Origin of the sequence: Lysinibacillus sp. ACHW1.5 (assembly GCF_022014815.1) — a bacterium.
Lineage (GTDB): Bacteria > Bacillota > Bacilli > Bacillales_A > Planococcaceae > Lysinibacillus > Lysinibacillus capsici.
Window position 1 is genome coordinate 1,417,715 of the sequence record NZ_CP091777.1, and the last position, 26,300, is coordinate 1,444,014.

At 39.8% G+C, this 26,300-nt stretch carries 30 protein-coding genes; 29 read left to right on the plus strand and 1 reads right to left on the minus strand.

Going from position 1 to position 26,300, the window contains the following annotated elements; genetic code table 11:
- Positions 1-9 precede the first annotated feature (9 nt).
- The 24 genes from mtrB (at position 10) to L6W14_RS06825 (ending at position 21,307) form a co-directional block, all read left to right on the plus strand.
- On the plus strand, positions 10-228 hold the full coding sequence (gene mtrB / locus L6W14_RS06710) for a trp RNA-binding attenuation protein MtrB (protein ID WP_004232621.1): 219 nt from the start codon (positions 10-12) through the stop codon (positions 226-228).
- 256 nt (positions 229-484) lie between these two features.
- The gene (locus tag L6W14_RS06715; RefSeq protein ID WP_131519659.1) at positions 485-1,252 is read left to right on the plus strand and encodes a heptaprenyl diphosphate synthase component 1; all 768 of its coding nucleotides are present in this window, start codon (positions 485-487) and stop codon (positions 1,250-1,252) included.
- Positions 1,253-1,267: 15 nt separating this feature from the next.
- On the plus strand, positions 1,268-1,972 hold the full coding sequence (locus L6W14_RS06720) for a demethylmenaquinone methyltransferase (RefSeq protein WP_004232623.1): 705 nt from the start codon (positions 1,268-1,270) through the stop codon (positions 1,970-1,972).
- Positions 1,973-1,991: 19 nt separating this feature from the next.
- Positions 1,992-2,966 carry a heptaprenyl diphosphate synthase component II gene (hepT, locus tag L6W14_RS06725; protein WP_054550708.1) on the plus strand — a complete coding sequence of 325 codons (975 nt, stop codon included), beginning with the start codon at positions 1,992-1,994 and terminating at the stop codon, positions 2,964-2,966.
- A gap of 86 nt (positions 2,967-3,052) precedes the next feature.
- A complete protein-coding gene (gene ndk / locus L6W14_RS06730; RefSeq protein WP_131519660.1) occupies positions 3,053-3,469 on the plus strand; it encodes a nucleoside-diphosphate kinase in 417 nt (138 codons plus the stop codon).
- Between the two features lie 228 nt (positions 3,470-3,697).
- Positions 3,698-4,846, plus strand: a complete 1,149-nt coding sequence (locus L6W14_RS06735; RefSeq protein ID WP_131519661.1) for a thiolase family protein — start codon at positions 3,698-3,700, stop codon at positions 4,844-4,846.
- Between the two features lie 15 nt (positions 4,847-4,861).
- On the plus strand, positions 4,862-5,629 hold the full coding sequence (locus L6W14_RS06740) for a 3-hydroxyacyl-CoA dehydrogenase (RefSeq protein ID WP_237900055.1): 768 nt from the start codon (positions 4,862-4,864) through the stop codon (positions 5,627-5,629).
- 70 nt (positions 5,630-5,699) lie between these two features.
- Positions 5,700-7,325, plus strand: a complete 1,626-nt coding sequence (locus L6W14_RS06745; protein ID WP_237900057.1) for a long-chain fatty acid--CoA ligase — start codon at positions 5,700-5,702, stop codon at positions 7,323-7,325.
- Between the two features lie 125 nt (positions 7,326-7,450).
- A complete protein-coding gene (locus tag L6W14_RS06750) occupies positions 7,451-7,681 on the plus strand; it encodes a hypothetical protein (RefSeq protein WP_131519664.1) in 231 nt (76 codons plus the stop codon).
- A gap of 84 nt (positions 7,682-7,765) precedes the next feature.
- Positions 7,766-8,539, plus strand: a complete 774-nt coding sequence (locus L6W14_RS06755) for a CheR family methyltransferase (RefSeq protein WP_131519665.1) — start codon at positions 7,766-7,768, stop codon at positions 8,537-8,539.
- Between the two features lie 281 nt (positions 8,540-8,820).
- On the plus strand, positions 8,821-10,002 hold the full coding sequence (gene aroC, locus L6W14_RS06760) for a chorismate synthase (protein WP_131519666.1): 1,182 nt from the start codon (positions 8,821-8,823) through the stop codon (positions 10,000-10,002).
- A gap of 3 nt (positions 10,003-10,005) precedes the next feature.
- Positions 10,006-11,097 carry a 3-dehydroquinate synthase gene (aroB, locus tag L6W14_RS06765; protein ID WP_016994409.1) on the plus strand — a complete coding sequence of 364 codons (1,092 nt, stop codon included), beginning with the start codon at positions 10,006-10,008 and terminating at the stop codon, positions 11,095-11,097.
- Positions 11,094-11,462, plus strand: coding sequence for a chorismate mutase (aroH, locus tag L6W14_RS06770; protein ID WP_004232646.1), 369 nt, complete (start codon positions 11,094-11,096; stop codon positions 11,460-11,462). Before aroB ends, aroH begins: the two co-directional genes overlap by 4 nt.
- Before the next feature lie 18 nt (positions 11,463-11,480).
- Complete coding sequence (gene hisC / locus L6W14_RS06775) at positions 11,481-12,581, plus strand: histidinol-phosphate transaminase (RefSeq protein ID WP_131519668.1); 1,101 nt, start codon at positions 11,481-11,483, stop codon at positions 12,579-12,581.
- Entirely contained in the window at positions 12,578-13,675 is a 1,098-nt protein-coding gene (locus tag L6W14_RS06780; RefSeq protein WP_131519669.1) for a prephenate dehydrogenase, read from the plus strand. Before hisC ends, L6W14_RS06780 begins: the two co-directional genes overlap by 4 nt.
- A gap of 59 nt (positions 13,676-13,734) precedes the next feature.
- Positions 13,735-15,021, plus strand: coding sequence for a 3-phosphoshikimate 1-carboxyvinyltransferase (gene aroA, locus L6W14_RS06785; RefSeq protein WP_131519670.1), 1,287 nt, complete (start codon positions 13,735-13,737; stop codon positions 15,019-15,021).
- A gap of 95 nt (positions 15,022-15,116) precedes the next feature.
- Positions 15,117-16,385, plus strand: a complete 1,269-nt coding sequence (locus tag L6W14_RS06790) for a tetratricopeptide repeat protein (protein ID WP_004232654.1) — start codon at positions 15,117-15,119, stop codon at positions 16,383-16,385.
- A 14-nt stretch (positions 16,386-16,399) separates the two neighbouring features.
- Positions 16,400-16,957 carry a ReoY family proteolytic degradation factor gene (locus L6W14_RS06795; RefSeq protein WP_048389838.1) on the plus strand — a complete coding sequence of 186 codons (558 nt, stop codon included), beginning with the start codon at positions 16,400-16,402 and terminating at the stop codon, positions 16,955-16,957.
- 141 nt (positions 16,958-17,098) lie between these two features.
- Positions 17,099-17,548, plus strand: a complete 450-nt coding sequence (locus L6W14_RS06800) for a DUF2487 family protein (protein ID WP_048389840.1) — start codon at positions 17,099-17,101, stop codon at positions 17,546-17,548.
- Positions 17,549-17,702: 154 nt separating this feature from the next.
- Positions 17,703-18,209, plus strand: a complete 507-nt coding sequence (locus L6W14_RS06805; protein WP_004232660.1) for a QcrA and Rieske domain-containing protein — start codon at positions 17,703-17,705, stop codon at positions 18,207-18,209.
- A gap of 19 nt (positions 18,210-18,228) precedes the next feature.
- Positions 18,229-18,903 (plus strand): menaquinol-cytochrome c reductase cytochrome b subunit, encoded by a 675-nt coding sequence (qcrB, locus tag L6W14_RS06810; RefSeq protein WP_004232663.1) that lies wholly within the window; start codon positions 18,229-18,231, stop codon positions 18,901-18,903.
- Positions 18,904-18,944: 41 nt separating this feature from the next.
- Positions 18,945-19,712 carry a menaquinol-cytochrome c reductase cytochrome b/c subunit gene (locus L6W14_RS06815; RefSeq protein WP_004232669.1) on the plus strand — a complete coding sequence of 256 codons (768 nt, stop codon included), beginning with the start codon at positions 18,945-18,947 and terminating at the stop codon, positions 19,710-19,712.
- Positions 19,713-19,975: 263 nt separating this feature from the next.
- Complete coding sequence (locus tag L6W14_RS06820; RefSeq protein ID WP_237900059.1) at positions 19,976-20,572, plus strand: lipoprotein heptaprenylglyceryl N-acetyltransferase LhaT; 597 nt, start codon at positions 19,976-19,978, stop codon at positions 20,570-20,572.
- 60 nt (positions 20,573-20,632) lie between these two features.
- On the plus strand, positions 20,633-21,307 hold the full coding sequence (locus L6W14_RS06825) for a zinc metallopeptidase (protein WP_036077718.1): 675 nt from the start codon (positions 20,633-20,635) through the stop codon (positions 21,305-21,307).
- Between the two features lie 56 nt (positions 21,308-21,363).
- On the opposite strand, the gene L6W14_RS06830 is transcribed toward L6W14_RS06825, so the two are convergent.
- Entirely contained in the window at positions 21,364-22,233 is an 870-nt protein-coding gene (locus L6W14_RS06830; RefSeq protein WP_131519673.1) for a YitT family protein, read from the minus strand.
- Between the two features lie 115 nt (positions 22,234-22,348).
- Here L6W14_RS06830 and L6W14_RS06835 point away from each other — a divergent pair, with 115 nt between their 5' ends.
- From L6W14_RS06835 to L6W14_RS06855, 5 genes are read left to right on the plus strand one after another with little or no spacing between them, the layout of a single operon-like run.
- Positions 22,349-22,684, plus strand: coding sequence for a nucleotide pyrophosphohydrolase (locus L6W14_RS06835; protein WP_054550714.1), 336 nt, complete (start codon positions 22,349-22,351; stop codon positions 22,682-22,684).
- Entirely contained in the window at positions 22,684-23,481 is a 798-nt protein-coding gene (dapB, locus tag L6W14_RS06840; RefSeq protein ID WP_131519674.1) for a 4-hydroxy-tetrahydrodipicolinate reductase, read from the plus strand. Before L6W14_RS06835 ends, dapB begins: the two co-directional genes overlap by 1 nt.
- A 19-nt stretch (positions 23,482-23,500) precedes the next feature.
- A complete protein-coding gene (mgsA, locus tag L6W14_RS06845; protein WP_131519675.1) occupies positions 23,501-23,905 on the plus strand; it encodes a methylglyoxal synthase in 405 nt (134 codons plus the stop codon).
- Positions 23,906-23,938: 33 nt separating this feature from the next.
- The gene (gene bshA / locus L6W14_RS06850) at positions 23,939-25,084 is read left to right on the plus strand and encodes an N-acetyl-alpha-D-glucosaminyl L-malate synthase BshA (protein ID WP_004232695.1); all 1,146 of its coding nucleotides are present in this window, start codon (positions 23,939-23,941) and stop codon (positions 25,082-25,084) included.
- A complete protein-coding gene (locus L6W14_RS06855; protein ID WP_237900061.1) occupies positions 25,071-26,243 on the plus strand; it encodes a CCA tRNA nucleotidyltransferase in 1,173 nt (390 codons plus the stop codon). Before bshA ends, L6W14_RS06855 begins: the two co-directional genes overlap by 14 nt.
- Positions 26,244-26,300 lie beyond the last annotated feature (57 nt).

A 26,300-nucleotide genomic window follows, 5' to 3' on the forward strand; every position in this document is an offset into this window, starting at 1 on the left:
TGTACAAAGATGTCACAAGATTATATTGTTATTCAAGCAGAAGAAGATGGTGTACATGTCATTGGATTAACACGTGGAACTGATACGAAATTCCATCATTCAGAGAAATTAGATGCCGGCGAAGTAATGATTGCTCAATTTACAGAACACACATCTGCCATGAAAATACGCGGTAAAGCGCAAATTCATACAGCACATGGCGTGATCAATAGCGAAGCGAAAAAATAAGAAATTTTGTTTCTAGGTTTTAATGCTGTTTAGCGTTCAACAGCACATATAAAAACACTAGATGTGAAAAACTTAGTATAAGGTCTATGGGCAGTTAGCATTCCAACATTCAATTATGGGAGAGCTTTACTGCCTGTGCTATGAAGAAAGCAAATTTTTTTTATTCCGCATCGTTGCGTATGCTATAATGACTCAGTAAGCAAGCGTTTGGCCTTGTAAAGGCTGACGTATCTGAAAGTGAAATGGAGTAAGGTCTATGAATGCAACATACATTCAAAATTCAATTGCACAGTTAAAAACAGAGATTTTCATGGATGTTCGTCATAGAACTTTGCAAAAATACACAGGTGTACCTGTGCTAGATGAAAATCAACTGTTTTATTTGTTAATCCCGTTTTTGAATGGTGAAGAATGGCAACAAGAGCAACAAGAGGCTGCAATTACTGTTGGCATAGTATACGCAGCATTAGCGGCTCACGATCATATAAAAGAATTAGACGCAACATCAAAAGAACAGCAGCTTACCGTTTTAGCTGGGGATTTTTATAGTGGTCGTTATTATGAAATATTAGCAATGTCAGGAAATGTTGCATTGATTCGAAATTTGTCACAAGGTATTGTGGCACGATGTGAAAACCAAATTAAGGTTTATGAAAATAAACAACGAACAATGGAACAGTGGTATACGTCGATGAGTACGATAGAATCCGGGTTAATTGCTCAATTTTTTGATCTTTATTCTTTCGGTGAATATATACCACTTATAGAAAAAAGCTTATTAATCTTACGTTTAGAAAAAGAATGGACAGCTTATCAACGTGGGCAAATGTCTTTAATGGGTAAGGCACTAGAAGAAAGTGTCAGACGTAATGGCGCAACCTTTAATAGCGTCATCCAAGGGAAAATTGTGCATTTAAAAACAGAGCTATCACAGCTCATTAATCAGGCATCCTTTTTACAAAGTGATATCAAACAAGCTTTACATGCACATGTAGAGGCATCCATTGCTTCTACTAACGGATAAGAGAGGTTTTTCAAAATGGCTAAAACGAAAGAAGAGCACGTTCACGAAGTATTTGAAAGTATTTCGGAAAACTACGATAAAATGAATGGTGTAATTAGTTTCCAGATGCATGTTGGCTGGCGTAACGATACGATGAAGCACATGGCTGTAAAACCTGGATCAAAAGCACTTGATGTATGCTGCGGCACTGCAGACTGGACAATTGCATTGGCAGAGGCTGTTGGTGAAAGTGGAGAAGTAAAAGGGCTAGACTTTAGTCAAAACATGCTGAAAGTTGGCGAAAAAAAGGTAGAGCCATACCCACAAATTGAACTAGTTCATGGAAATGCGATGGAGTTGCCTTTTCCAGATGATACGTTTGATTATGTGACAATCGGCTTTGGTCTTCGCAATGTACCTGATTATTTACAAGTTTTGAAGGAAATGCATCGTGTTGTTAAACCAGGTGGAATGGTGGTTTGTTTAGAAACATCTCAATCTGAAATTCCTGGTTATCGTCAGCTGTTCCGTTTTTATTTTAAATATATAATGCCGATATTTGGTAAAATATTTGCGAAAAGCTATAAGGAGTATTCTTGGCTTCAGGAATCTGCGAATGATTTCCCAGGTATGAAAAGGTTAGCGGCATTGTTTGAGCAGGCAGGATTAGAAAAAGTAACGTACAAAGCATACAGTGGCGGGGCTGCGGCAATGCATATGGGCTTTAAAAAGATACGTTAATGGGGGAAGGTTTTCACGCGTGGAAAAGATGAAGTTAAAACTACTCTATTCCGATTTGAAATCAGATATCGAAATCATTGAACAAGAGTTAGAAAAAGCGGTGGACTCGTCTTCATATTTGATCAACGATGCTTCTCTCCATTTATTACAAGCTGGTGGCAAACGGATAAGACCAATTTTTGTGTTACTAGGCGCAAAATTTGGTGATTATGACATTGAGAAGATGAAGGATGTAGCAGTACCTTTAGAACTCATTCATATGGCATCGCTTGTACATGATGATGTCATTGACGACTCCAATATGCGAAGAGGGCGCCCGACTGTCAAATCACAGTGGAATAACAGGGTAGCAATGTACACAGGCGATTTTATTTTCGCACGTGCGCTGGAATATATAACAAAGTTAGAAGACCCACTTGTTCATCAAATTTTAGCCCGTACGATGGTGGAGATTTGTAACGGTGAAGTCATTCAAATTGAAGATAAATTTAGATTAGATCAAGGTTTAAAAGATTATTTTAGAAGAATCAAACGCAAAACAGCATTACTTATTTCCTCAAGCTGTGAGCTAGGAGCTGTGGCAGCGGGGGTTGATGCTAAAACAGTTCGGCATTTAAAGCGCTTCGGCTACTTTGTAGGCATGAGCTTCCAAATTATCGATGATGTTTTAGATATTATGGCAACCGATAAAGAACTAGGGAAGCCAGCAGGTAGTGACTTACTACAGGGCAATATTACTTTACCGATTTTATTATTGAAAGATGACCCGGAGATGCAACCATACTTAGTTAAAGTGTTTGCAGGCACATTAACAGAATCGGAACGTCAAAATATGTTGCAATATGTGCGTAAATCTCATGCAATTGAGCAAGCTAATCGTATGAGTGATAAATATTTGAAAAAAGCCTTACAGGAAATTGATGCTTTACCAAAACATCCCGTTAAGAAAAAATTACGTGATGTAGCATTGTTCATGGGTAAGCGCAAATTCTAGCTTTTTGTTGTACAAAAGCTCATTTTTTGTTAATATTTATCGGTAGGTGTAAAACCTGTTAGACGAATTTAAGGAGTGTTTTAAACATGGCAATTGAACAAACTTTTTTAATGGTTAAGCCTGACGGCGTTGAACGTCAAGTAATTGGAGATATCGTTGATCGTTTCGAACGTCGCGGTTTTGTAATGAAAGGTGCTAAATTAATGGTAATTCCTAAAGAATTAGCAGAAAAGCACTATGCTGAGCATGCTGAGCGTCCATTCTTTGGTGAATTAGTTGATTTCATCACTTCTGGTCCTGTATTCGCTATGGTATGGGAAGGCGAGAACGTAATCAAGCTTGCACGTACAATGATGGGTGCAACGAAACCTGAAGAATCTAACCCAGGTACAATCCGTGGTGACTACGCTACAACAGTATCTCACAACATCATCCACGGTTCTGACTCTCTTGCTTCTGCAGAGCGCGAAATCGGCTTATTCTTCGGTGAAGAGTTAGTTTAATTTCGAATAGATCAAGCAATCTCAATTTTTTGAGATTGCTTTTTTATTGCGCAAAAAAAAGGGGAGGGATCATTCCGACGAATAATCTCTTACTAGAAACATATAGAATTGTTAAAAACTTCTTAGTCATGTACAATAAATAATGTAATATTCTGATAATTAAGTGAGGAATAGTTGAGTAGACTCGTCAATAGACTAAGAGGATGACGAGGAAAAGGGGTTATGGACATGAGAGAAGTGGTGATTGTAGCAGCTGTGAGAACTGCTATAGGAAGAAGTAAGGGCGCATTAAGTCAAGTTCGAGCAGATGAGTTAGCAGCTGATATATTACAGGAGGTTGTAAAGCGTGCAGGCATTGGTAAGGAACAAGTAGACGATGTCATTTTGGGGTGTGTGACGCAAACAGCTGAACAAGGGGCAAATATTGCGAGGACCTCTTTATTAATGGCTGGTTTCCCAGAGAGTGTGCCAGGAGTAACCATTGATCGTCAGTGTGGTTCAAGCCAACAAGCCGTGCACTTCGCAGCACAGGCAATTTTAGCGGGGGATATGGACATTGTCATTGCTGGTGGGGTAGAAAGTATGTCAAGAGTACCAATGGGCTCAAACATGCAACATGCCCATGCTAGTAACCGCTTACAGGAAAGATATGATATTATCCATCAAGGATTATCAGCAGAGAAAATCGCTTCCCAATGGTCTTTATCGAAAGAACAGCTAAATAGCTATGCTTATCAAAGCCATCAACGGGCGATTTCCGCCATTAGAGCGGGTCATTTCCAAGCTGAAATACTACCCATTCAAGTTCCACAAGAGGATGGCTCAGTGACAACATTTGCGGTAGATGAGGGTCCTCGTGCAGAAACTACCGTTGACATTTTAAATGGATTAAAAACTGTCTTTCAAGAGAATGGCGCGATTACTGCGGGCAATGCGAGCCAAATGAGTGATGGGGCCTCAGCTGTAGTCGTAATGGCATTGGATAAAGCGAGAGAACTAGGCATTCAACCACTCGCTAAAATTGTGACAAGAGTGGTCGTGGGCTCTGATCCGACATTAATGCTGACAGGGCCAATAGAAGCTACTAGAAAAGCATTAGAACGGTCAGGCCTCAACATTGAGGATATCGACACATATGAGGTAAATGAAGCCTTTGCACCTGTGCCGCTCGTATGGCTGCATGAAATAGGAGGAGACCCACAGAAGCTCAATCCTGATGGTGGAGCCATTGCACTGGGACATCCATTAGGGGCAACAGGTACAAAATTGTTAACGACTATGCTTTATCGAATGGAGCGAGAGAATTATCGTTACGGCTTGTTGGCGATTTGTGAGGGAATGGGAATGGCCAATGCCACGATTATTGAAAAAATGTAAAAGGGGATATGTCTGATGAAGGAACATGAAGTGGTGGCAGTCGTAACAGGGGGTGCCTCTGGTTTAGGAGAGGCAACCGTTCGGAAATTAATAGGACAGGGTGGCAAAGCAATTATTTTTGATGTCAATGATGAGCGTGGACAAGCTCTAGTGGAAGAATTAGGTCAAAATGTCCTTTATGCACGAGTAGACGTCACAAAGGAAGAGGAGGTGGCGACTGGCCTTGAGCAGGCTATTGCAGCTTTTGGCAAGATCAATGTTGCAGTGAACTGTGCTGGCATTGCAGATGCGAGTAAAGTTATTTCGAAGCGTGGTATACACGCCCTTGCGTTATTTGAAAAAGTGATTGCTGTTAATTTAGTTGGCACGTTTAATATCATCCGTCTGGTGGCAGAAAAAATGCAACATAATGAGCCAAATGAGGATGGACAGCGTGGCGTCATTATTAATACCGCGTCTGTGGCTGCATTTGATGGGCAAATCGGACAAGCTGCTTATAGCGCGTCAAAAGGTGGCGTAGCAGCCATGACGTTGCCAATTGCAAGAGAGCTTGCGGAAATCGGTGTCCGAGTGATGACCATAGCGCCAGGATTAATTGAAACACCAATGTTTGCTTCGTTACCTGAGCCTGCACGAACAGCTCTTGCTCAAATGACACCATTCCCTAAACGACTTGGTAAACCTTCGGAATATGCTCTTTTGGTTGAAAGTATTATCCACAATGGCTTGTTAAATGGAGAGGTCATTCGACTAGATGGTGCCATTCGCATGCAACCGAGGTAACGGCAAAATCTAGTTCAAATAGTTTTTGTTTTGATTGTTTCTAAAATCGTAGATGAAGGGAAGCGGTATCATGCATATGATGGATACACCTTTATTATTAACAAGTTTTTTGAATCGTGCAGAACGATTTTTTCATTCAAAGAAAATCTATTCTCGAACAAGTGCCACTACTATTCACGAATTTACGTATAAAGAATATGTCAAACGGACTCGCCGATTAGCCGATGCTTTGACGAAACTAGGGATGGATCGAGGAATGAAGGTGGGCACATTTGCTTGGAATCACCATCGCCATTTGGAAGCCTATTTTGCTGTACCATGTGCAGGAGCAGTATTGCATATGATTAATATTCGATTATCCCCTGAGCATATTGCCTATGTCATCAATCATGCCGAGGATGAAATATTATTAATAGATGATAATCTGGTGCCACTAATTGCACCTATCGTCTCTCAGCTGAAAACGGTAAAGCATTATATCATTATGGGTGATGCTGTTGCAGTAGAAACTTTACCGATTCCAAATGCTCTTTCCTATGAATCGCTACTTGCGGAGGCAGATGAACATTTCACATTCCCAGAAGATTTAGATGAAAATACACCTGCAGGCATGTGCTATACAAGTGCAACGACGGGCATGCCAAAGGGAGTAGTCTATACACATCGCAGTATTGTACTTCATAGTTTAACAGCTGGTCTCGCTGACAGTATTGCAATTTGTGAGTCGGATGTGGTGTTACCTGTTGTCCCAATGTTCCATGCGAATGCATGGGGATTACCATTTGCCAGTGTAGCATTTGGTTCTACACAGGTCTTACCGGGACCTATGTTTACACCACAGCTATTGCTAGAATTATTTGATGTATATAAAGTTACATTGACAGCAGGTGTACCGACTATATGGCTGGGCGTTCTACAGGAGCAGCGTCAAAATCCTCGTGACCTATCGTCTATACGATTAATTGTTTGTGGAGGTTCTGCTTCACCAATTGGTCTTGTCCGAGGCTTTGAGCAAGAACTTAATATCCCGTACATGACAGGTTACGGTATGACGGAAACCTCACCTCTTGTAAGCCTATCCACGTATTTAACACATATGCAGGACTACACGGCTGATGAAAAAATGAATGTTCGGATTACACAAGGTATGACGATGCCACTTATTGATACAAGGATTGTCAATGAAAATGGTGAAGTGCCTTGGGATGGCAAAACGATGGGAGAGCTTACGATTAGAGGACCTTGGATTGCTAATGAGTATTATCAGGATGAACGAACGGAAGAGGCCTTTAAAGACGGCTGGCTCTATACAGGCGATATTGCTGTGATGACAACAGATGGCTATATTAAAATTACCGACCGTACAAAGGATTTAATTAAGAGTGGTGGCGAATGGATTTCTTCAGTAGAGCTTGAAAATGCATTAATGTCCCATCCAAAGGTCTTTGAGGCGGCTGTTATTGCCATTCCACATGAAAAGTGGTTGGAGCGACCATTAGCTTGTGTCGTAGCAAAGCCAGAGTTTAAGGGTACGATTACAAAAGAAGAGTTACTAGAGAGTCTACAGCACCAATTCCATAAATCATGGGTTCCTGATGATATTGTCTTCATTGACGAGGTACCAAAAACGTCTGTAGGTAAATTCTTGAAGGCTAAATTACGAGAAGATTTAAAAGAGTATCGCATACAAGTCTAACGATAATGGATAGAATGAGGGTGGTGAAAAACTACCTTCATTTTTTATTGGAATAAATTCCTGAAAAATGAAACTATTTTTTCCATTTTGCCGTATAATCAAAATAACGAAAGGAAGTGAACGGATTGTCAATTGCCATTGTAGCGATAATTGGGGGCGTCATTATTTCTCTAGCTGGAATTTTTACAGACGCTCGTACTAGACAACAAAAAATAAAACTGAAGGCTGTTGAAAAAGAAGTAGAATTAGAAAAGCTTAGGTTAGAAACTTATACGATTGAAACAGAAAAAATGAGACTTGAATTAGAACAGTCGAAAATATTACTTTTAGAGGAAAAACAAAACGTAAGAAAGTAGATTTGCATACATGAGAAAGACTATTTCAGGATTGGGACTTTTCCGCTATAATGGTAATACGACGCTAGAGGGGAAGATGACCATATGTCTGATTATGAACAGTTTATAGAAGGTATTAAGCGCAAAACAGGAATAGATTTAGCGTTATATAAAGAAGCGCAAATGAAAAGACGATTAACCTCTCTTTATGAGAAAAAGGGCTATCGTAATTTTGTAGACTTTCTAAAGGCACTCGAACAAGATCGTGATTTAATGAATGAATTCTTAGATCGTATGACGATCAATGTTTCTGAGTTTTATCGCAATGGAAAGCGCTGGGAAGTATTACAAAAGAAAATATTTCCGAAACTTTTACAAACTAATAAGCGTTTAAAAATTTGGAGTGCGGCTTGTTCGACAGGAGAAGAACCATATTCTTTAGTAATGGTATTATCTCAATTGGTGCCTTTATCTCAAATTCAAATTATTGCTACTGATTTAGATGAGAATGTGATACAAAAGGCGAAGTTAGGTGTCTACCCTGAACGCTCTTTAGCCGAGGTCCCAAGTGATATTAAAGCAAAGTATTTTGAACAAGAAGGCTCCTTCTATCGCGTGAAGGATGAGATTAAGCGTTGTGTAACCTTTAAGAAACATAATTTATTGAATGATGCTTATGACAGCAATTATGATTTAATTGTTTGCCGCAATGTCATGATTTATTTTACAGAGGAAGCGAAAGATCAAATTTATACTAATTTTAGTAAAGCATTGCGCAAGGATGGCGTTTTATTTGTTGGATCGACAGAGCAAATTTTTAATCCAGCACGTTATGAATTTGATGTAGAAGACACGTTCTTCTATCGCAAAAATAATTAATAATATGGATGAAAAGCTTTGTACAAATAACACAATTGTACATAAAGTTGACCAAGCATTAAACATAGATAATTCATACGCTTTTCGCTTATCATAAGCAAAGGCGTATTTTTTATAAAATTTAGCTAGGTGTTTTTTATAACTTTCATTCAGAATATTCACATTTAGATCTATGAAAATGGTAACTACTTAAAAGACATTCGTAAAAGGACTGTTTTTTTAAAGAATATATGTTATAGTGAAAAATACATACTTTAGCGAGTTGAAGGGAGAAAGTGTTTATGCGTTACTTAACAGCAGGTGAGTCTCACGGACCTCAATTAACGACAATTATTGAGGGTTTACCGTCACTCTTACCCATTACAGCAGAAAAAATTAATCACGATTTAAAACGTCGCCAAGGAGGTCATGGACGTGGGCGTCGCATGCAAATCGAAACAGATACAGTGGAGATTGTAGCTGGTGTTCGTCATGGTCAGACACTTGGATCTCCTGTTGCACTCGTTGTCACAAATGATGACTGGAAGCACTGGACTAAAATTATGGGAGCAGAGCCATTAGCTGATGATATCAATCCTGAAGATATCAAGCGTCAAATCTCACGTCCACGACCAGGTCATGCAGATTTAGTTGGAGGCATGAAATATGGTCACCGTGATTTAAGGAATGTATTAGAGCGCTCCTCTGCGCGTGAAACAACTGTACGAGTAGCAGTTGGGTCTGTGGCAAAGGCGTTACTTAATGAACTAGGCATTTCCATTGTTGCGCATGTTACAGAGATAGTGGGAATTAAAGCCGATACTTCTTTAATAGAAGGAAAAACAACAGAAGAAATTCGTGCAATTGTCGAAGCGGATGCTTGCTACTGTGTAGATCCAATCGCCTCTGCGAAAATGGTTGAGGCAATTGATGAAGCGAAAAAGGCCGGCGATTCGATCGGTGGTGTTGTAGAAGTCATTGTAGAAGGCATGCCAGCAGGTGTAGGTTCTTATGTACATTATGATCGTAAGCTGGATGCAAAGCTTGCTGCTGCTATGCTATCTATTAATGCATTTAAAGGAGTAGAGTTTGGACTTGGCTTTGAAATGGCACGTCGAAAAGGTTCTGAAGTACACGATGAAATCATCTGGTCTGAAGAAGAAGGTTATACTCGTGCAACCAATCGACTTGGTGGTTTAGAAGGCGGTATGTCAACAGGTATGCCAATTGTTGTACGTGGTGTGATGAAGCCAATTCCTACTTTATATAAACCATTACAAAGTGTAGATATTGAAACAAAAGAGCCGTTTAAAGCGAGTGTTGAGCGCTCTGATAGCTGTGCAGTACCAGCAGCGTCTGTAGTTGCAGAACATGTTATTGCCTGGGAAATAGCGAATGCAATTTTAGAGCAATTCCATAGTGATCAACTACCACAATTACAAGCTCAAATTGACGAGCATCGTCAATATACAAAGGGGTTCTAAGTTATGCGTGTACCAGTAGCAACAAAATCGCATCAATATGAAGTTGTTCTTGGGCATCAATTTCTAACTGAAGCTGTGGAGGCATTTGCTGATAAACTTCAAAAAGCGGATAAGCTCTTTGTGTTTACAGATGTCAATGTTTGGGCAGCACAGGGAGAGTACTTCAAAGCAAATTTCCCGTACCACTTTGAGGTCTTTATTTTGCCAGGTGGAGAAGCGTGCAAAACCTTTGATCAATACAACGCTGCTCAAACATTTCTATTAGAGCAAAAATGCTCCCGAAAATCCTTCATTTTTGCTTTTGGAGGAGGAGCAGTTGGTGATTTAACAGGTTTTGTTGCGGCAACCTATATGCGTGGGATTCCGTTTATTCAAATTCCAACAACTATTCTAGCGCATGATTCGGCAGTCGGTGGAAAAACGGCCATTAATCATCCACTAGGAAAAAATATGATTGGTGCATTTTATCAGCCAGAGGGTGTGATATATGATACAGCTCTTTTAGAAAGTTTATCAGAGCGTGAGGTACGTTCAGGAACAGCAGAGTTAATTAAGCATGCCATGATTTCTGACCCGAACTGGCTGGAGGAATTAATGACAGGAGATTCGGTGATCCATTTTAATCAAAATGAACTAGCAAAGCAACTAAAAAAAGGAATTGAAGTGAAAGCACAAATTGTTGCTGAGGATGAAACAGAGCAATCCGTTCGAAAGTTTTTAAACCTAGGCCATACATATGGACATGCCATTGAGGCAGCTGCGGGTTATGGCAAAGTGGCTCATGGTGAGGCGGTTATGATTGGACTCGTCTATTGTCTTCTATTGAGTGAACGATATGGAGAAATTGATCGAACGTTCACCCAATCCTTTTTACAGTTTGCGATAAAAAACGGCTATCCTTTTAAGGCTGTGAGTGATTATTCATTTGAACAATTATCTAGCTACCTAATGAAAGATAAAAAAGCGGAATATGGCATTTTGCAATTTGTTCTTTTAGAAAAAATAGGAAAACCTTTTGTCAAAGCTATTGATTTAGAAGAATGTCAAGAAATAGATGCTGAATATAGACAGTTATTAGCGGAGGTGCTTGTATGATTCGTGGACTTAGAGGAGCAATAACAATTGAATCTGACAAGCCAGAGCTTGTATGGGATGAGACAGCAAGATTAGTGCGTGAGGTTGTGGCAGCAAATAATGTGGACATTGATGATATCGCATCGATCCTCATTTCAACAACGCCAGATATTACCTCAGCATTTCCTGCTCGTGCAGTACGCTTGATGGATGGCTGGCAGTATGTCCCTGTTATGTGTACACATGAAATGGATGTGCCAGAAGCATTACCATTATGTATTCGTGTATTAATACATGCAAACGTAGAGGTAGCCCAAAAAGATGTAAAGCACTTGTATCTCAATGATGCAGTGAAATTAAGACCAGATTTGGCTCAGGCTAAATAAGTAGAGGAGATGTTTTAGATGAAGTGGAAACAACAATTGGACGGTATGCAAGCATATAAGCCAGGTAAACCAATTGAAGAAGTGCAACGTGAATATGGCTTAAAGGAAGTTATTAAATTGGCATCGAATGAAAATCCATTCGGGTGCTCACCTAAGGTAACAGCTTATTTACAAAATAATGCAGTGAATCATGCACTTTATCCAGATGGCTATGCACAAAACCTACGTACTGCTGTGGCAAATCATCTAGGTGTGAAAGAGACACAGCTTCTTTTTGGTAACGGCTCTGATGACATCATTGCTATTATTACTCGTGCTCTGTTGTATCCAGGGGTAAACACGGTTATGGCCGACCCTTCCTTCTCTCAATACTGGCACAATGCTGAAATTGAAGGTGCTGAAGTACGTAAAGTGCCTTGTCAAGATGGAGCACATGATCTAGAGGCAATGTTGGCTGCAATTGATGACCAAACTTCTATTGTTTGGGTATGTAGTCCCAATAATCCTACAGGAGTTGTCATTCCTGATGCTGCATTGCGTGCCTTTCTTGCAAAGGTTCCAAGCGATGTCCTTGTCGTGCTTGATGAGGCATACATTGAATATGTTACACATCCAGACCACAAGGATACGTTACCAATCATTGATGAATATGCGAATGTTCTTTTATTGCGTACATTCTCTAAAGCATATGGCTTAGCTTCGTTCCGCGTTGGCTATGCTATTGGTCAACCTGATGTTATTGCTAAGCTTGATCCTGTGCGTGCACCATTCAATAATACAATCTTAAGTCAAGCTGTTGCTGCCATTGCGCTTAGTGACCAAGATTATATTGAAGCCTGCCGTGAAGCCAATGAAAAAGGCAAAAAACAATATGTAGAATTTTGTGACAAGCATAATTTAAAATACTTCCCATCTGATACAAACTTTATTTTCTTTGATACCCATGCTGATAGTGATGTTGTTTTCCAAGAGCTGATGAAAAGAGGCTTTATCGTGCGCAGTGGTAATGCATTAGGCTTACCAGGATTTATCCGTGTGACAATTGGAACAGAGGCTCAAAATGCAGCATTGCTTAGCCAACTTGATGAAGTGTTAAAACAACAAGGGGTATTTGCATGACACGCAAAGTACTCGTGATAGGGCTAGGATTGATCGGAGGTTCTATTGCCCTTGCTTTGCAAAAAGCACCGGAAACAAAAATTATTGGCTATGACATGGACGCTCAAACACGCGAGCATGCGAAAACATTAAATATTGTGCATGAGATTGTCGCAGATCCACTGGCTGTTGCGGCTGATGTTGATGTTATTATCTTCGGGACGCCCGTTAATGCAACATTGGATTGGATGGAGCAATTAAAATCATGGCCATTGAAAAATAAAGTCATTGTAACAGATACAGGGAGTACAAAAAAATTAATTATGCAAAAAGCCAGCGAATTACGAGAACTTGGCATAACGTTTATTGGTGGACATCCAATGGCGGGGTCTCATAAAAGTGGTGTGCTGGCTGCAAAGGCGCATCTTTTTGAAAATGCATATTACATGCTTACACCGCTTGCTGGAGAAGAAATTATTCATATGGCACAGCTTGAAAGTTTGCTAAAATTTACACATGCAAAAGTAGTCAGTGTATCTGCCAGTGAACATGATCACATGACTGCTGTGGTGAGTCATTTCCCACATGTTATTGCTGCCTCACTTGTCCATCAATTAGGTGGAGAGAATGGCGAGTACCCAATGACACGTTCTCTTGCAGCAGGAGGTTTCCGTGATGTGACACGAATCGCCTCTTCGAATCCCATTTTATGGCGAGATATTACGCTGCAAAATCGCGAGGAGCTACTCACGCAATTAGATGGCTGGGAAAAAGAAATGACACGCATTAAGGAACTGCTGACAGATGGTTCCTCACAGGATATTGAAAACTATTTTGCTGTTGCCAAAGAACTGAGAGATGAATTACCGATTAGTGCAGGGGCTATGTATACACCCTTCGACTTATATGTTGATGTTCCTGACTATCCAGGTGTTATTTCAGAAGTGACAGGCTTTTTAGCAGATGAAGCAATTAGTATTACGAATCTACGCATCGTCGAATCACGAGAAGATGTTTTCGGTATTCTAGTCATTAGCTTCCAAAGTGAAAATGATCGCGAACGTGCTGCAGCATGTATTCAAAAACGAGCAAATTTCGAAACGTATATTTCTTAGCATAAGAAAGCGTCGGTATTTCGGCGCTTTCTATCTTCATATTGGAGGGAATAAAGTTCATGAGTGAAAAAGTATTGCAATACAACAAACCTTCTTTACAGGGCGCTTTAACCATTCCAGGCGATAAATCTGTATCTCATCGCTCCGTGATGTTTGGGGCCATTGCTAGTGGGACAACGACAGTAGAGGGCTTTTTATTAGGTGAAGATTGTTTAAGCACAATCGATTGCTTCCAGAAACTTGGCGTTCAAATTGAGGTGGAAGGAACAAATGTAACCATTCATAGTCCAGGAATCAATGGTTGGCTGGAGCCGACAGAAGTGTTGTATACGGGTAACTCTGGTACTACAACACGCTTAATGCTAGGCATTTTAGCTGGTTCTAATGTTCATTCAGTCATGACTGGTGATGCATCCATCGGAAAGCGACCAATGCGACGTGTTATAGATCCACTGCGTCAGATGGGTGCACAAATTACAGGGCGTGCAGACGGGCAATATACACCGCTAGCCATTCAAGGTACAAAATTACAAGCCATTGATTACAAGATGCCTGTAGCAAGTGCACAGGTGAAATCTGCTATTTTACTAGCGGGCTTGCGTGCTGAAGGAACAACTATTGTTAGAGAAATGGATGTTTCGAGAGATCATACAGAGCGAATGCTGCGTCAATTTGGTGCACATGTAGAAGTAGATAATGGCGTAGTATCGATAGAAGGAGGACAAGCTCTCAATGGGACGCATGTTTCTGTGCCAGGAGATATATCATCGGCTGCCTTTTTCTTAGTGGCAGGAGCCATTTGCAAAAATAGTCAGCTAACACTAAATAATGTGGGTATTAATCCAACACGTGATGGCATTATTGAGGTGCTGCAAAAAATGGGTGCCACGATGACACTAACACCAAATGATGATAATCAAGCTGAACCAACAGCAACAATCCAAATCGCCACATCTTCTTTAACTGGTACAATAATTGAAGGAGATATTATTCCTCGTTTAATTGACGAAATTCCAATTCTTGCATTACTCGCTACGCAAGCACATGGTCAAACGATCATTAAAGATGCCGAGGAGCTAAAGGTGAAGGAGACTGACCGTATCACGGCTGTTGTGACTGAATTGAAGAAACTTGGTGCCCAGATTGAAGCAACAGAAGATGGTATGATTATTGAGGGACCAACGCCTTTAAAAGGAGCAAACCTTCAAACCTATGGCGATCATCGTATCGGCATGATGGGAGCTGTTGCAGCTTTACTAACAGACGGAGCTGTTACACTAGATGATGCACAATGCATTGCTGTATCCTACCCATCGTTCTTTGAGCATATTGAGGCAGTGAAGTAACAATTAAAGGAGGCTCTCCAAGCTTTTGGGGAGTTTTTTCTTGTTTCAGAGGTAAATGTTTTGTAGCATAAAGGTATCAACGAAAGAATAGGTGAATGACTGTGAACAATGCGATGACTGAAATGATGCAAGCACTTGAACAAGGGGATTTAGCATTAATAGATCAGCTACTAGAATCATTTTTAATGAAGGAGCTACCCGAGGAGATCTATGCACTTGCTGAGATTTTTATGCAGTATGGGTACATGAAGGAAGCTGACCGTGTGCTGGAGCATTTACAATTTTTATTCCCAGAAGAAGCACAGTTAAAAATAGATCGTGCCAATGTCCTAATGGAGCTTGGTAATGAAGATGAAGCATTAGATTTATTATTAGAAATTGAAGAAACCTCACCAGAATATCCACAGGCATTATTGGTATTAGCTGATTATTATCAAATGCAAGGGTTATTTGAGGTTGCAGAAAAGCGTATAAATGAAGCATTAGCGATTTTACCAGACGAGCCATTATTACATTTTGCGAAAGCAGAACTTTTATTTGAAACAGGTCGTTTTTTAGAGGCAGCAAGACTGTATGAGGACTTATATGAGCAGCAAAATGAATTTGCTGGTATTCAACTTGTTGAACGACTAGCGGAGGTTTATCGTGCAGGTGCAGCCTATGAGACGGCATTCGATTATTATGTCAAAGCCCTTGAAGATGAAGTAAAGCCCGATATTTTATTTGGAGCTGCTTATTCAGCCTTCCAGTCACAAAAATACGAGATGGCTATTAAACAACTAGAGGAATTGAAAGAATTAGATCCTGATTACTTCTCAGCCTATTTATTGCTTGCGGAAAGCTATGCAATGACAGAGGATAATCAAAAAGCCTATGCTGCCATTCAAGAGGGGTTAAAGCGTGATGAATATGATAAATCGCTTTATTTATTCGCTGGTAAAATGGCATTGAAAAATGGTTTGCCAGAAGAAGCTGAGCAACATCTGAGAGAAGCTATAGCGCTCGATCCTGAATATATGGAAGCGGTACTAGCACTTATTTCAGTGTTTGGACAACAGGAGCGCCATGAGGATGTAATCGAGTTATTTGAGACATTACAGCAAAATGATTTTGAATGGAGCACTTTATATCCTTTTGCGGCAGAGGCATATGAAAATTTAGAATTGTACGACCGTGCATACGAATTTTACCGTTTGGCATATAATGATTTTAAGGAAGACGCAACATTTTTAGAAAAATATGTTTACTTCTTATTAGAAGAAGGAAAGCGTTCAGAGGCAAAAGAGGTTCTTGGACAATTAATCAACATTCAACCGGGTGAACCAGAGTGGCAGGAGAAGTTAGAAACCTTAGAATTTGAGTAAAGGAGGGAGTGGGTATGACTGCTTCTGTATCAGTTGTTGATAAAAAAGCATTTGTTCGATGGTTTTTAAAAAATTATCAATTGAAACGTCGTGAGTGTGTATGGATTTTAAATTACCTATTAAGTAATGATGACTTGTTAAAAAGAATCCGTTTTGTGGAAGAAGCTCACTATTGTCCTAGGGCAATGGTGATGTCAACAGTAGACTCAACAGGTGTGCCTTTTCGTTTCTATAAAGGCAATGTGATGACGGCAGATGCTGAGAAGTCTTTCCATGATTTACGCTTACATGAACAAGAAGATATGTATATACAATTGAATTTTCCTAATATACCACCAAGTGCACAATACTTAGCAGTTCTTGAAGAAAACCCTTATATGCCAGAAACACTGCTCGTCAGTGAAAAAGATCGTGTACTGGCAGAAGAGCTGCTTTCCAATAGCTTACTCGTATTCCAAGAAGAGAAATTACTTGCACAAATTGATGAAGCCCTCGACCAGGGAGATGAAGTGCGATTTTATGAATTGTCTAATTTGTTACAAGCATTGAAGGAAACGGCTAATTTACGTTAATTATAGGTAAAAATTGAATGTCCTTTATCCATTTCAATATGGTAACATTACTAGTGAATGATTGTTTTCACTTTTAATTGGGTATCCTATTGAAGAGTGGAAAAGGACATTTTTATTTTGCGATAAAAGGAGGTTTGTTGAATGTATTTTAATGCAAACGATGTAACATCGTTTATGGCACAAAAAGATTTTATTGATACCGCGGTTGTTCCACTTGTATCCATTGATCTCTCTTCTGAAAAAATGAAACAAAGTGGTGCCGAGGTAGATTTTGTCATGTCTTTAACTTCTTTTATAGAGCAGCAGTTTAAAGGTCGACTACTAGTCATGCCACCATTTTCTTATATGACAACTTTAAAAAACGATGATTTACCACAGCAATTAGAAGCACAATTACATAATGCTGGATTTAAGCATGTGTTCTTCATTACTTGTGACCATTATTGGACAAAGAGTGGAGAGATAGTCAATATGATTTGGTTACCAGCGATTCCTTTAGAAAGTATGGATGCCAGTGTGAAAAAATCCATTCTAGAAGATCAATTGCGACAAGTGATTCCAATGCTTTCGACTAAATGGGCACAGATTTAACAATTAGTTTCAATAAATGTTCACATTCTCCAGCTTTCCACAGAATGCTATATTGACCAAGCTATGGACTTGATATATCATATATATGTCCTAGTATTACTATTTGTAAAAGTATGTCCGTTGGACTGACCTTTAAGTTAGAGGGGGGAAAATAATGAGTAATAATCGAGTTTCACGTCGTCAATTTCTAAGTTATACTCTTACTGGTGTAGGTGGATTTATGGCGGCAGGTATGCTAATGCCAATGCTTCGCTTTGCAATTGATCCTGTGCTACAAAAGCATGAGGGTGGGGATTTTGTAAAAACAGAGCATAAAATCGCTGACTTGACTGAAGAGCCTGTAAAAGTGGACTTTTCATATGAACAAGTGGATGCATGGTATAAATCACAGGTTACAGATGTAGCTTGGGTTTATAAAAGTGGCGATCAAATCATTGCCCTTTCACCTGTTTGTAAGCATTTAGGATGTATGGTTGACTGGAATGGAGATTCTGCACACCCAGGTCAATTCTTCTGTCCATGCCACGCAGGACGTTATGAGAAAAACGGGAAAAACATTGCAGGTACACCGCCTCTAGGTCCGTTGGATGAATTTGAAGTACAAGAACAAGATGGCTATTTAATGATTGGTCCAGCTAAAGCAAATTCTCTAGTTAAATAAGTAAGGGGGTACGACAACAGTGCTAAATAAAATTTATGATTGGGTCGATGAACGCCTAGATATTACACCGATTTGGCGTGATATTGCCGACCACGAAGTGCCAGAGCACGTTAACCCTGCACATCATTTTTCAGCATTCGTTTACTGCTTTGGTGGATTAACATTCTTCATCACAGTAATTCAAATTCTATCTGGTATGTTCTTAACAATGTACTATGTACCAGACGTTGTGAATGCCTGGAAATCAGTTTATTATTTACAAAACGAAGTAGCATTTGGTGAAATCGTACGCGGTATGCACCACTGGGGAGCTTCATTAGTTATCGTAATGATGTTCTTACATACACTTCGTGTATTCTTCACAGGTTCTTATAAAAAACCTCGTGAGTTAAACTGGATGGTTGGTGTAGGTATTTTTGGTGTAATGATGGGTCTTGGATTTACAGGATACTTATTACCATGGGATATGAAAGCATTATTCGCTACTAAAGTAGGTATCGAAATTGCAGCATCTGTACCGTTTATCGGTGGGATGATTAAAGTATTATTAGCGGGTGACACAACGATTCTTGGTGCTCAAACGTTAACTCGATTCTTTGCGATTCATGTATTCTTCTTACCTGCAGTATTGTTTGGGTTACTTGCAGCGCACTTTATCATGATTCGTCGTCAAGGAATTTCAGGACCGTTGTAATTGTCTTGACGGTTCGATGATCTTTAAAAGGAGGGGACACTATGCATCGCGGAAAAGGAATGAAATTTGTCGGCGATTCTCGTATTAAAGCGAATCACAGAATGCCGAATGTTCCAAAGGATTATTCCGAATATCCAGGTAAGACGGAAGCTTTCTGGCCGAACTTCTTACTGAAGGAATGGATGGTAGGTGCTGTATTTTTAATTGGATACTTATTATTAACTGTCGCTCACCCGTCACCACTTGAAGGGCCGGCAGATCCAACTAGAGCATATACACCACTACCGGACTGGTACTTCTTATTTATGTATCAACTTTTAAAATACTCATTTGCTTCTGGTCCATACAATGTAATCGGAGCTATTGTAATTCCAGGTCTTGCATTTGGAGCGCTATTATTAATGCCATTTTTAGACAAGGGTCCAGAACGTCGTCCATCTAAACGTCCATTGCCAACAGCGTTTATGTTATTAACTTTAGCTGCTATGTTCTACCTAACTTGGGAGTCAGTTGTTAACCATGACTGGGAAGCTCAAAAAGCTATGGGTGCAATCGTAGAAACAGTTGAATTCGATAAAGAATCGGAAGGTTATAAACTATACGCTGGTTCTGCATGTATTACATGTCACGGTGAAGGCTTAGAAGGTGGAGCAGGTGCGCCGTCTCTAATGAACACAGGTTTAACAGCTGATGAGATTAAGGACATTGCTCATAATGGTCGCGGTAACATGCCACCAGGATTATGGACAGGTTCAGATGAAGATCTTCAAAAACTTGCTGAATTCATCGAAAGCTTAAAAGCAGAGTAGTAGTAAAAGAGTCAGGAAACTGGCTCTTTTTTTTCTACCTTGTTATACTATTGGGACTGGAAGCCATACAAAAAGGTTCCCTTGTATAAAGGATTTTTAGCGAAAGATGTCGAAAAAACATGTATTCCTGAAACAAGTAAGCGAATTAAAACAATAAAATAACACATATTGATGGTGAGATACAATTGAAAGGTAGAGTAAAACTCTAGAATTTCAGACCATACATAAATAATGGATTGTTTTTATCGGAAGGAGTTAACATCATGCAACTAACAAGAGCAAATATTTGGTACCTTCTGACCCATAAATCATTCTTGATTGCGCTACTAATTGTTAATCTACTAGGTACAATTTATGGCTTTTATTGGTATGGGTGGCAGCTTGCTATCACAGAGCCTATTTTTTATATTTTTGTTCCAGATAGCCCGACAGCCAGTTTATTCTTTTGTTTTGTGTTAATAGCTTGGATTATGGGGAAAAGCTGGCCACTGATGGAAGTACTTGCCCTTGTTACGTTGGTGAAATATGGCTTATGGGCAGATGTGATGAATATTTGGACATTAATTGAAACAGGTTCTATTGGCTGGCAGGGGTGGATGTTAGTTGGTTCACATTTTGCCATGGCCGTACAAGCTGTACTATATATGAAGAAATATGTCTTCACTTATTGGCATGTTGTAATAGCTGCTGTTTGGACATTGCATAATGATGTCATTGACTATGTATTTGGGCAAATGCCTATGTATCGAGATTTAGCCAATTACACAAACTATATTGGTTACTTTACATTCTGGTTATCAATTGCATGTATTTTACTTGCCATTTTCTCAATTAGGTGGCGCAAATATTTGCCGAATTAGGGTATAAATTATAGAATTATAGTATCGAGGTAGAAAGGGGTTAGAAAATTGTCAACGAGCATGTATATTGTTTATTTTGTGATTATTATGCTGCTTCCACTTTATGCTCAAATGAAGGTAAAGGGTACGTATAATAAATTTGCAAAGCAACGTACAATGAAGGGGCAAACTGGTGCAGAGGTAGCGCGTGCGATTTTAGATGCAAACGGCTTATATGATGTACGAGTTGTGCCAACACAAGGTGTGTTGTCTGATCATTATAATCCGGCAACCAAAACTGTGGCTTTATCAGAAAGTAACTTTTATGAAGCAAGTGTTGCAGGTGCTGCGGTTGCTGCCCATGAGGTAGGTCACGCCATCCAACATAAAGAAGCTTATTCCATGCTTACATTACGTAGTAAGCTAGTCCCAGTGGCAAATATTTCTTCAAATGCGTCTTGGATTTTTGTCATGATTGGTATTTTTGCGAGTAGTACGAATTTCTTGCTATTAGGTATCATATTATTAGCAGCAGGTGTTGTTTTCCAATTAGTGACACTTCCGGTGGAGTTTGATGCCTCAAAGCGAGCATTAGTTCAAATGAATTCACTTGGCATTATTACAAATGAAGAAGAACGCCCAGCACGAAAAGTATTAAGTGCTGCAGCATTAACATATGTAGCAGCGGCAGCGGTAGCTGTACTAGAGTTATTGCGTTTAATTTTAATTTTTACCAATATGCGTAGCGACGACTAAGAAAAAAACTTGTTATAGTGGTACACCACTATAGCAAGTTTTTTATCTTCGTATGCTTAATGAAGGGGCTGCTTTTGATCGTCTAGTGTGAAGCCTTCTCCTGCCACATCTCGTACTTCAATGATGGAAACAAATGCGTGCGGATCAACTTCATGCACAATAGATTTTAACCGTACAACTTCATTGCGGCCAATTACACAATAAATCACCTCTTTAGGTTGTTTCGTAAAATGACCATGTCCTTCTAAAATGGTGATACCACGCTCCATTCGAAGAGCGATTGTTTCAGCAATGTCTCCAGACTTTTCTGATATGATAAGCGCACCACGAGCCGCATAAGCACCTTCTTGTACAAAGTCAATGACACGGGCTCCAACAAATACGGCTACTAATGTATACATCATGGAACGAGCATCCAAGAACGTCAGCCAAGAAAGAATGATGACGATGGCATCGAAGACAAACATGGTTTTCCCCATACTCCAGCCAAAATATTTATGCCCTAGTCGTGCCAAAATATCGACACCACCTGTAGTGCCACCGAAACGAAAGACAATCCCAAGTCCCAATCCAACAAAGACACCAGCAAAAAGTGCTACAAGTAACATGTCATCCTCTAAATGGATGGTAAATTGATATTTTTGGAAAATCTTTAGAAAAAGAGATACGGATAAAGTGCCGACAAGCGTATAGACAAATGATTTTTTTCCAAGTAATCGATAACCTATGATAAACATGGGAATATTTAATAACAGGTTCATTAAGGCGGGGTCCCATCCTAATGTAAAATATAGTATGAGTGTAATCCCACTTAGTCCACCTTCACCCAGTTGATTTTGGATGTTGAAGTGAACAAAGCCGAAGCTGAAAACTGCTGCTCCGAGCATAATCGCGATAATATTACGTATTTTAATCTGTTTTAGCATTTGACCTCCTGTAGTTCCAAACAAATGAAGTAGTGTTATCTATTATCTGACATTTTATTGGTTTTGACAACAATGGTGTAAATTTTATACGATGGTAAATAGGAGTGTGATTTTTATGGCAGATCAACTAACAATGCAAGCTTTACAACAGCGTGTCGATGACTATATAGGACAATTTAAAGAAGGCTATTTTCCACCATTTGAATTACTTGCACGTCTAACAGAAGAATTAGGCGAACTTTCACGCGAAGTTCAGGATGTCTATGGACAGAAAAAGAAAAAGAGTACAGAGGATATAAACAGTATTGAAGAGGAATTAGGAGACTTTTTCTTTGTACTAGTCTGTTTTGCAAATGCCCAAGGTATTAAACTAGATGAAGCACTTTTACGCGTCATACATAAATTTGAAACTAGAGATAAGGATCGCTGGACTAGAAAGGATGAAGAATGATGTCGATTCGTGTAGCAATTGCGGGAGCAAGAGGAAAAATGGGAGCTGAGGCTGTACATACGGTCATGAAACATGACAAAATGGAATTAGTAGCTGTACTAGATTATAAGGAAGTAGGAAAAACTTTAGCTGATTTAGATATGTTTCCAGCAAGCTATACAGTGCCTATATTTACAGAAATGCATGATCTTGTAGAAGCAACTGCACCAGATGTATTAGTGGATTTAACTAATCCACATGCAGTCTACAAACATACAAAGGAAGCACTGAATTTAAATGTACGACCTGTAATTGGTACAACAGGATTTACAGATGCACAACTAGAGGAATTATCAGCCATGGCCAAAGAAAAAGAGTTAGGTTGCATTATTGCACCAAACTTTGCGATTGGTGCTATCCTAATGATGAAGTTTGCAAAAGAAGCAGCCAAATACTTACCAGATGTAGAGATTATAGAAATGCACCATGATCAGAAGCTTGATGCACCATCTGGGACAGCGGTGAAAACGGCACAGTTAATACAAGAGGTCCGTACGCCAAAGGCACAAGGACATCTAGAAGAGCAAGAAACCATTAAAGGTGCAAGAGGTGGAGATTTTGACGGTATGCGCATTCACTCCGTACGTTTACCTGGTTTAGTGGCACACCAGCAAGTATTATTTGGAGGGGATGGGCAGCTACTAACGATTCGCCATGATTCATTAAACCGTAATTCTTTTATGTCGGGTGTTGCATTTTGCATAGAAGAGGTTATGAAAATGGATCAGCTTGTTTATGGTTTAGAAAACATCATCTAAAGATTGGGATGGAAGCTATATGAAAATCGCATTGATTGCACATGATCGTAAAAAAGATAATTTAGTACAGTTTGCTATTGCTTACCAAAATATTTTAAAAGAACACACACTATATGCTACAGGCACAACAGGACAACGTGTCATCGAAGCTACTGGTTTGGAAGTTACACGTTTTCGTTCAGGGCCACTTGGTGGCGATCAACAAATTGGCGCAATGATTGCCAATAATGATATGGACATGGTGATATTTTTCCGTGATCCTTTAACAGCACAACCACATGAGCCAGATGTTTCTGCACTAATCCGTCTTTGTGATGTTTACCAAGTGCCACTGGCAACAAATATGGGAACAGCAGAAATATTACTAAAAGGCCTACAGGAAGGCTTTGTGGATTGGAGACTGATACAAGAAAGACGCAATTAACAAAAGACGTGATTCAGAAAGGATGATCATCGAATGAAAAAGCTAAAAATAGGCATTACCTGTTATCCTACAGTTGGTGGCTCTGGTGTCATTGCAACAGAATTAGGCAAAATGCTTGCAGAAAGAGGACATGAAATTCATTTCATCACCTCAAGCGTACCATTTCGATTGAATAAAATTTATCCAACCGTCTTTTTCCATGAAGTCGAAGTTAATAATTATTCAGTATTTCAATATTCTCCATACGATATTGCATTAGCGAGTAAAATGGCAGACGTCATCAAGGATGAAGAGTTGGATGTGCTACATGTGCATTATGCCATCCCACATGCAGTATGTGCGGTGCTAGCACGTGAAATGAGCGGCCGAGATATTGGCATCGTTACAACCCTTCATGGCACAGATATATCGGTGCTTGGGCAAGATTCCACGCTCTCACAGGCCATTAAGTATGGGATTGATAAATCTGACATTGTGACAACCGTGTCACAGGCATTAAAAGAACAAACCTATGAACTGATTGATACAGTAAAACCAATTGAAACAATTTATAACTTTGTGGACGAACGCGAATACTTCCCACGAAATTCAGGAAACTTAAAAGAGCAATTTGGTATTCAAGAAGATGAAAAAGTCCTCATTCATGTATCAAACTTCCGTAAAATAAAGAACCTTCCACACATTGTAGACGCCTTTATGAAAATCCGTGCCAACATGAAAGCAAAGCTCTTATTAGTAGGTGATGGCCCAGAAAAGCATCGTGTCATGGACCAAGTAAAAGGAAGTCCGTATATGAAGGATGTTTTATTTTTAGGGAAACAAGAAAACTTAGCTGAACTGTATGCGATTAGTGACCTTAAGCTATTATTATCACAGCAAGAATCGTTTGGACTGGTGTTATTAGAGGCAATGGCTTGTGGTGTACCTTGTATTGGAACAAATGTAGGTGGTATTCCAGAAGTCATTGAGCATGGTGTAGACGGCTATATCGTGGAATTAGGGGATACAGAGGCAGTTGCGGCGTATGCAACCCATTTACTGCAAGATGAAGAACAATTACTGCGCTTCCGAGAAGCGGCCATCCGTGCAGTAAGTGAAAAATTCCACTCATCCAAAATTGTGGAACAATATGAAAATCTGTACGAGAAGGTTGCGGAAAGAAATCATGCAAAACAATAAAGAATGGCAAGCAGCCTATTCAGTCATTGAACAATTAGAACAGGCAGGATTTGAAGCAGTTATTGTTGGTGGAGCTGTAAGAGATGCTTTACTCGATCGTCCTGCCCATGATGTAGATGTGGCTACAAATGCCTTGCCTGAAGAAGTAAAAACTGTGTTTCAGAAGACTGTAGATATTGGGATTCAGCATGGGACGGTACTTGTTATCGTACCCGCTGGACCTGTGGAAGTGACCACTTATCGGACAGATGGGGAATATACAGATCATCGAAGACCACAAAATGTCCATTTCGTTCGATCTCTAAAAGAGGATTTACAACGCCGAGATTTTACAATGAACGCCATTGCCATGCGTCGTGATGGCTCTTTTGTAGATTATTATGGTGGACAACAAGATATTGAAAAGCGCGTTATACGAGCGGTAGGAGAGGCAGAAAAACGGTTTGCAGAAGATGCTTTAAGGATGCTGCGAGCGATTCGCTTCTCTGCACAGCTTGATTTTACGATCGAGGCGAATACATTCGCAGCCATCCAGCAAAGGGCTGCTGATTTGGGCTTTATTGCAAAAGAACGCATTAAAGCAGAGCTTGATAAGCTTTGGGTAGGACAAACAGTTTTTGGGGGTATACAAAAACTAGAGGACAGTGGATTAACGGCCTATTTAACAGGTGATTTTCAAACTGCTCAATGGCATAATTTCCAAACAAAAGATGCCCTTCTTGGCTGGGCATACTTTGCCTTACTACAAGGAGCAGCATGGCGTGAGGTAGTGCGCGATTATCGATTATCGAATAAGGAAATGGCGTTTATTAATTCCGTTTTAACCGCTTATGACGCTTTAAAAGATGGTTGGACAAATCGCCATTATTTTTACTACACAGAGCAAGAACTAGAGGCTGCACAATATTTTGCCCAACTTCGCCAATTAGACGCTTCGATACCTCAACAATCTATCCGAGAATTACAGGCAAAGCTACCGATTCAACATAAGCAAGAATTAGTGGTGAATGGGGCTGATTTACTGAAATGGTCTGGCAAAAAGGGTGGACCGTGGGTAAAAGCCGCATTGGAGGATCTGCTGACAGCCATTCTTCATCATGAACTTCAAAATGATCGACAACAGATTAAAAGCTGGCTGGAGCAACAGGATCTTACTTAAAGCCGAATACATGATAGGTGAAAGCCGTCTCCCGAAAAGGGAGACGGCTTCATTAAA

Excerpts from the sequence above, each read along its gene's own strand:
- mtrB (WP_004232621.1), top strand. The coding sequence starts at position 10 with ATGTCACAAGATTATATTGTTATTCAAGCAGAAGAAGATGGTGTACAT.
- L6W14_RS06715 (WP_131519659.1), top strand. The coding sequence starts at position 485 with ATGAATGCAACATACATTCAAAATTCAATTGCACAGTTAAAAACAGAG.
- L6W14_RS06720 (WP_004232623.1), top strand. The coding sequence starts at position 1,268 with ATGGCTAAAACGAAAGAAGAGCACGTTCACGAAGTATTTGAAAGTATT.
- ndk (WP_131519660.1), top strand. The coding sequence starts at position 3,053 with ATGGCAATTGAACAAACTTTTTTAATGGTTAAGCCTGACGGCGTTGAA.
- L6W14_RS06735 (WP_131519661.1), top strand. The coding sequence starts at position 3,698 with ATGAGAGAAGTGGTGATTGTAGCAGCTGTGAGAACTGCTATAGGAAGA.
- L6W14_RS06740 (WP_237900055.1), top strand. The coding sequence starts at position 4,862 with ATGAAGGAACATGAAGTGGTGGCAGTCGTAACAGGGGGTGCCTCTGGT.
- L6W14_RS06745 (WP_237900057.1), top strand. The coding sequence starts at position 5,700 with ATGCATATGATGGATACACCTTTATTATTAACAAGTTTTTTGAATCGT.
- L6W14_RS06755 (WP_131519665.1), top strand. The coding sequence starts at position 7,766 with ATGTCTGATTATGAACAGTTTATAGAAGGTATTAAGCGCAAAACAGGA.
- aroC (WP_131519666.1), top strand. The coding sequence starts at position 8,821 with ATGCGTTACTTAACAGCAGGTGAGTCTCACGGACCTCAATTAACGACA.
- aroB (WP_016994409.1), top strand. The coding sequence starts at position 10,006 with ATGCGTGTACCAGTAGCAACAAAATCGCATCAATATGAAGTTGTTCTT.
- aroH (WP_004232646.1), top strand. The coding sequence starts at position 11,094 with ATGATTCGTGGACTTAGAGGAGCAATAACAATTGAATCTGACAAGCCA.
- hisC (WP_131519668.1), top strand. The coding sequence starts at position 11,481 with ATGAAGTGGAAACAACAATTGGACGGTATGCAAGCATATAAGCCAGGT.
- L6W14_RS06780 (WP_131519669.1), top strand. The coding sequence starts at position 12,578 with ATGACACGCAAAGTACTCGTGATAGGGCTAGGATTGATCGGAGGTTCT.
- aroA (WP_131519670.1), top strand. The coding sequence starts at position 13,735 with ATGAGTGAAAAAGTATTGCAATACAACAAACCTTCTTTACAGGGCGCT.
- L6W14_RS06790 (WP_004232654.1), top strand. The coding sequence starts at position 15,117 with ATGACTGTGAACAATGCGATGACTGAAATGATGCAAGCACTTGAACAA.
- L6W14_RS06795 (WP_048389838.1), top strand. The coding sequence starts at position 16,400 with ATGACTGCTTCTGTATCAGTTGTTGATAAAAAAGCATTTGTTCGATGG.
- L6W14_RS06800 (WP_048389840.1), top strand. The coding sequence starts at position 17,099 with ATGTATTTTAATGCAAACGATGTAACATCGTTTATGGCACAAAAAGAT.
- L6W14_RS06805 (WP_004232660.1), top strand. The coding sequence starts at position 17,703 with ATGAGTAATAATCGAGTTTCACGTCGTCAATTTCTAAGTTATACTCTT.
- L6W14_RS06815 (WP_004232669.1), top strand. The coding sequence starts at position 18,945 with ATGCATCGCGGAAAAGGAATGAAATTTGTCGGCGATTCTCGTATTAAA.
- L6W14_RS06820 (WP_237900059.1), top strand. The coding sequence starts at position 19,976 with ATGCAACTAACAAGAGCAAATATTTGGTACCTTCTGACCCATAAATCA.
- L6W14_RS06825 (WP_036077718.1), top strand. The coding sequence starts at position 20,633 with ATGTATATTGTTTATTTTGTGATTATTATGCTGCTTCCACTTTATGCT.
- L6W14_RS06830 (WP_131519673.1), bottom strand. The coding sequence starts at position 22,233 with ATGCTAAAACAGATTAAAATACGTAATATTATCGCGATTATGCTCGGA.
- L6W14_RS06835 (WP_054550714.1), top strand. The coding sequence starts at position 22,349 with ATGGCAGATCAACTAACAATGCAAGCTTTACAACAGCGTGTCGATGAC.
- dapB (WP_131519674.1), top strand. The coding sequence starts at position 22,684 with ATGTCGATTCGTGTAGCAATTGCGGGAGCAAGAGGAAAAATGGGAGCT.
- mgsA (WP_131519675.1), top strand. The coding sequence starts at position 23,501 with ATGAAAATCGCATTGATTGCACATGATCGTAAAAAAGATAATTTAGTA.
- bshA (WP_004232695.1), top strand. The coding sequence starts at position 23,939 with ATGAAAAAGCTAAAAATAGGCATTACCTGTTATCCTACAGTTGGTGGC.
- L6W14_RS06855 (WP_237900061.1), top strand. The coding sequence starts at position 25,071 with ATGCAAAACAATAAAGAATGGCAAGCAGCCTATTCAGTCATTGAACAA.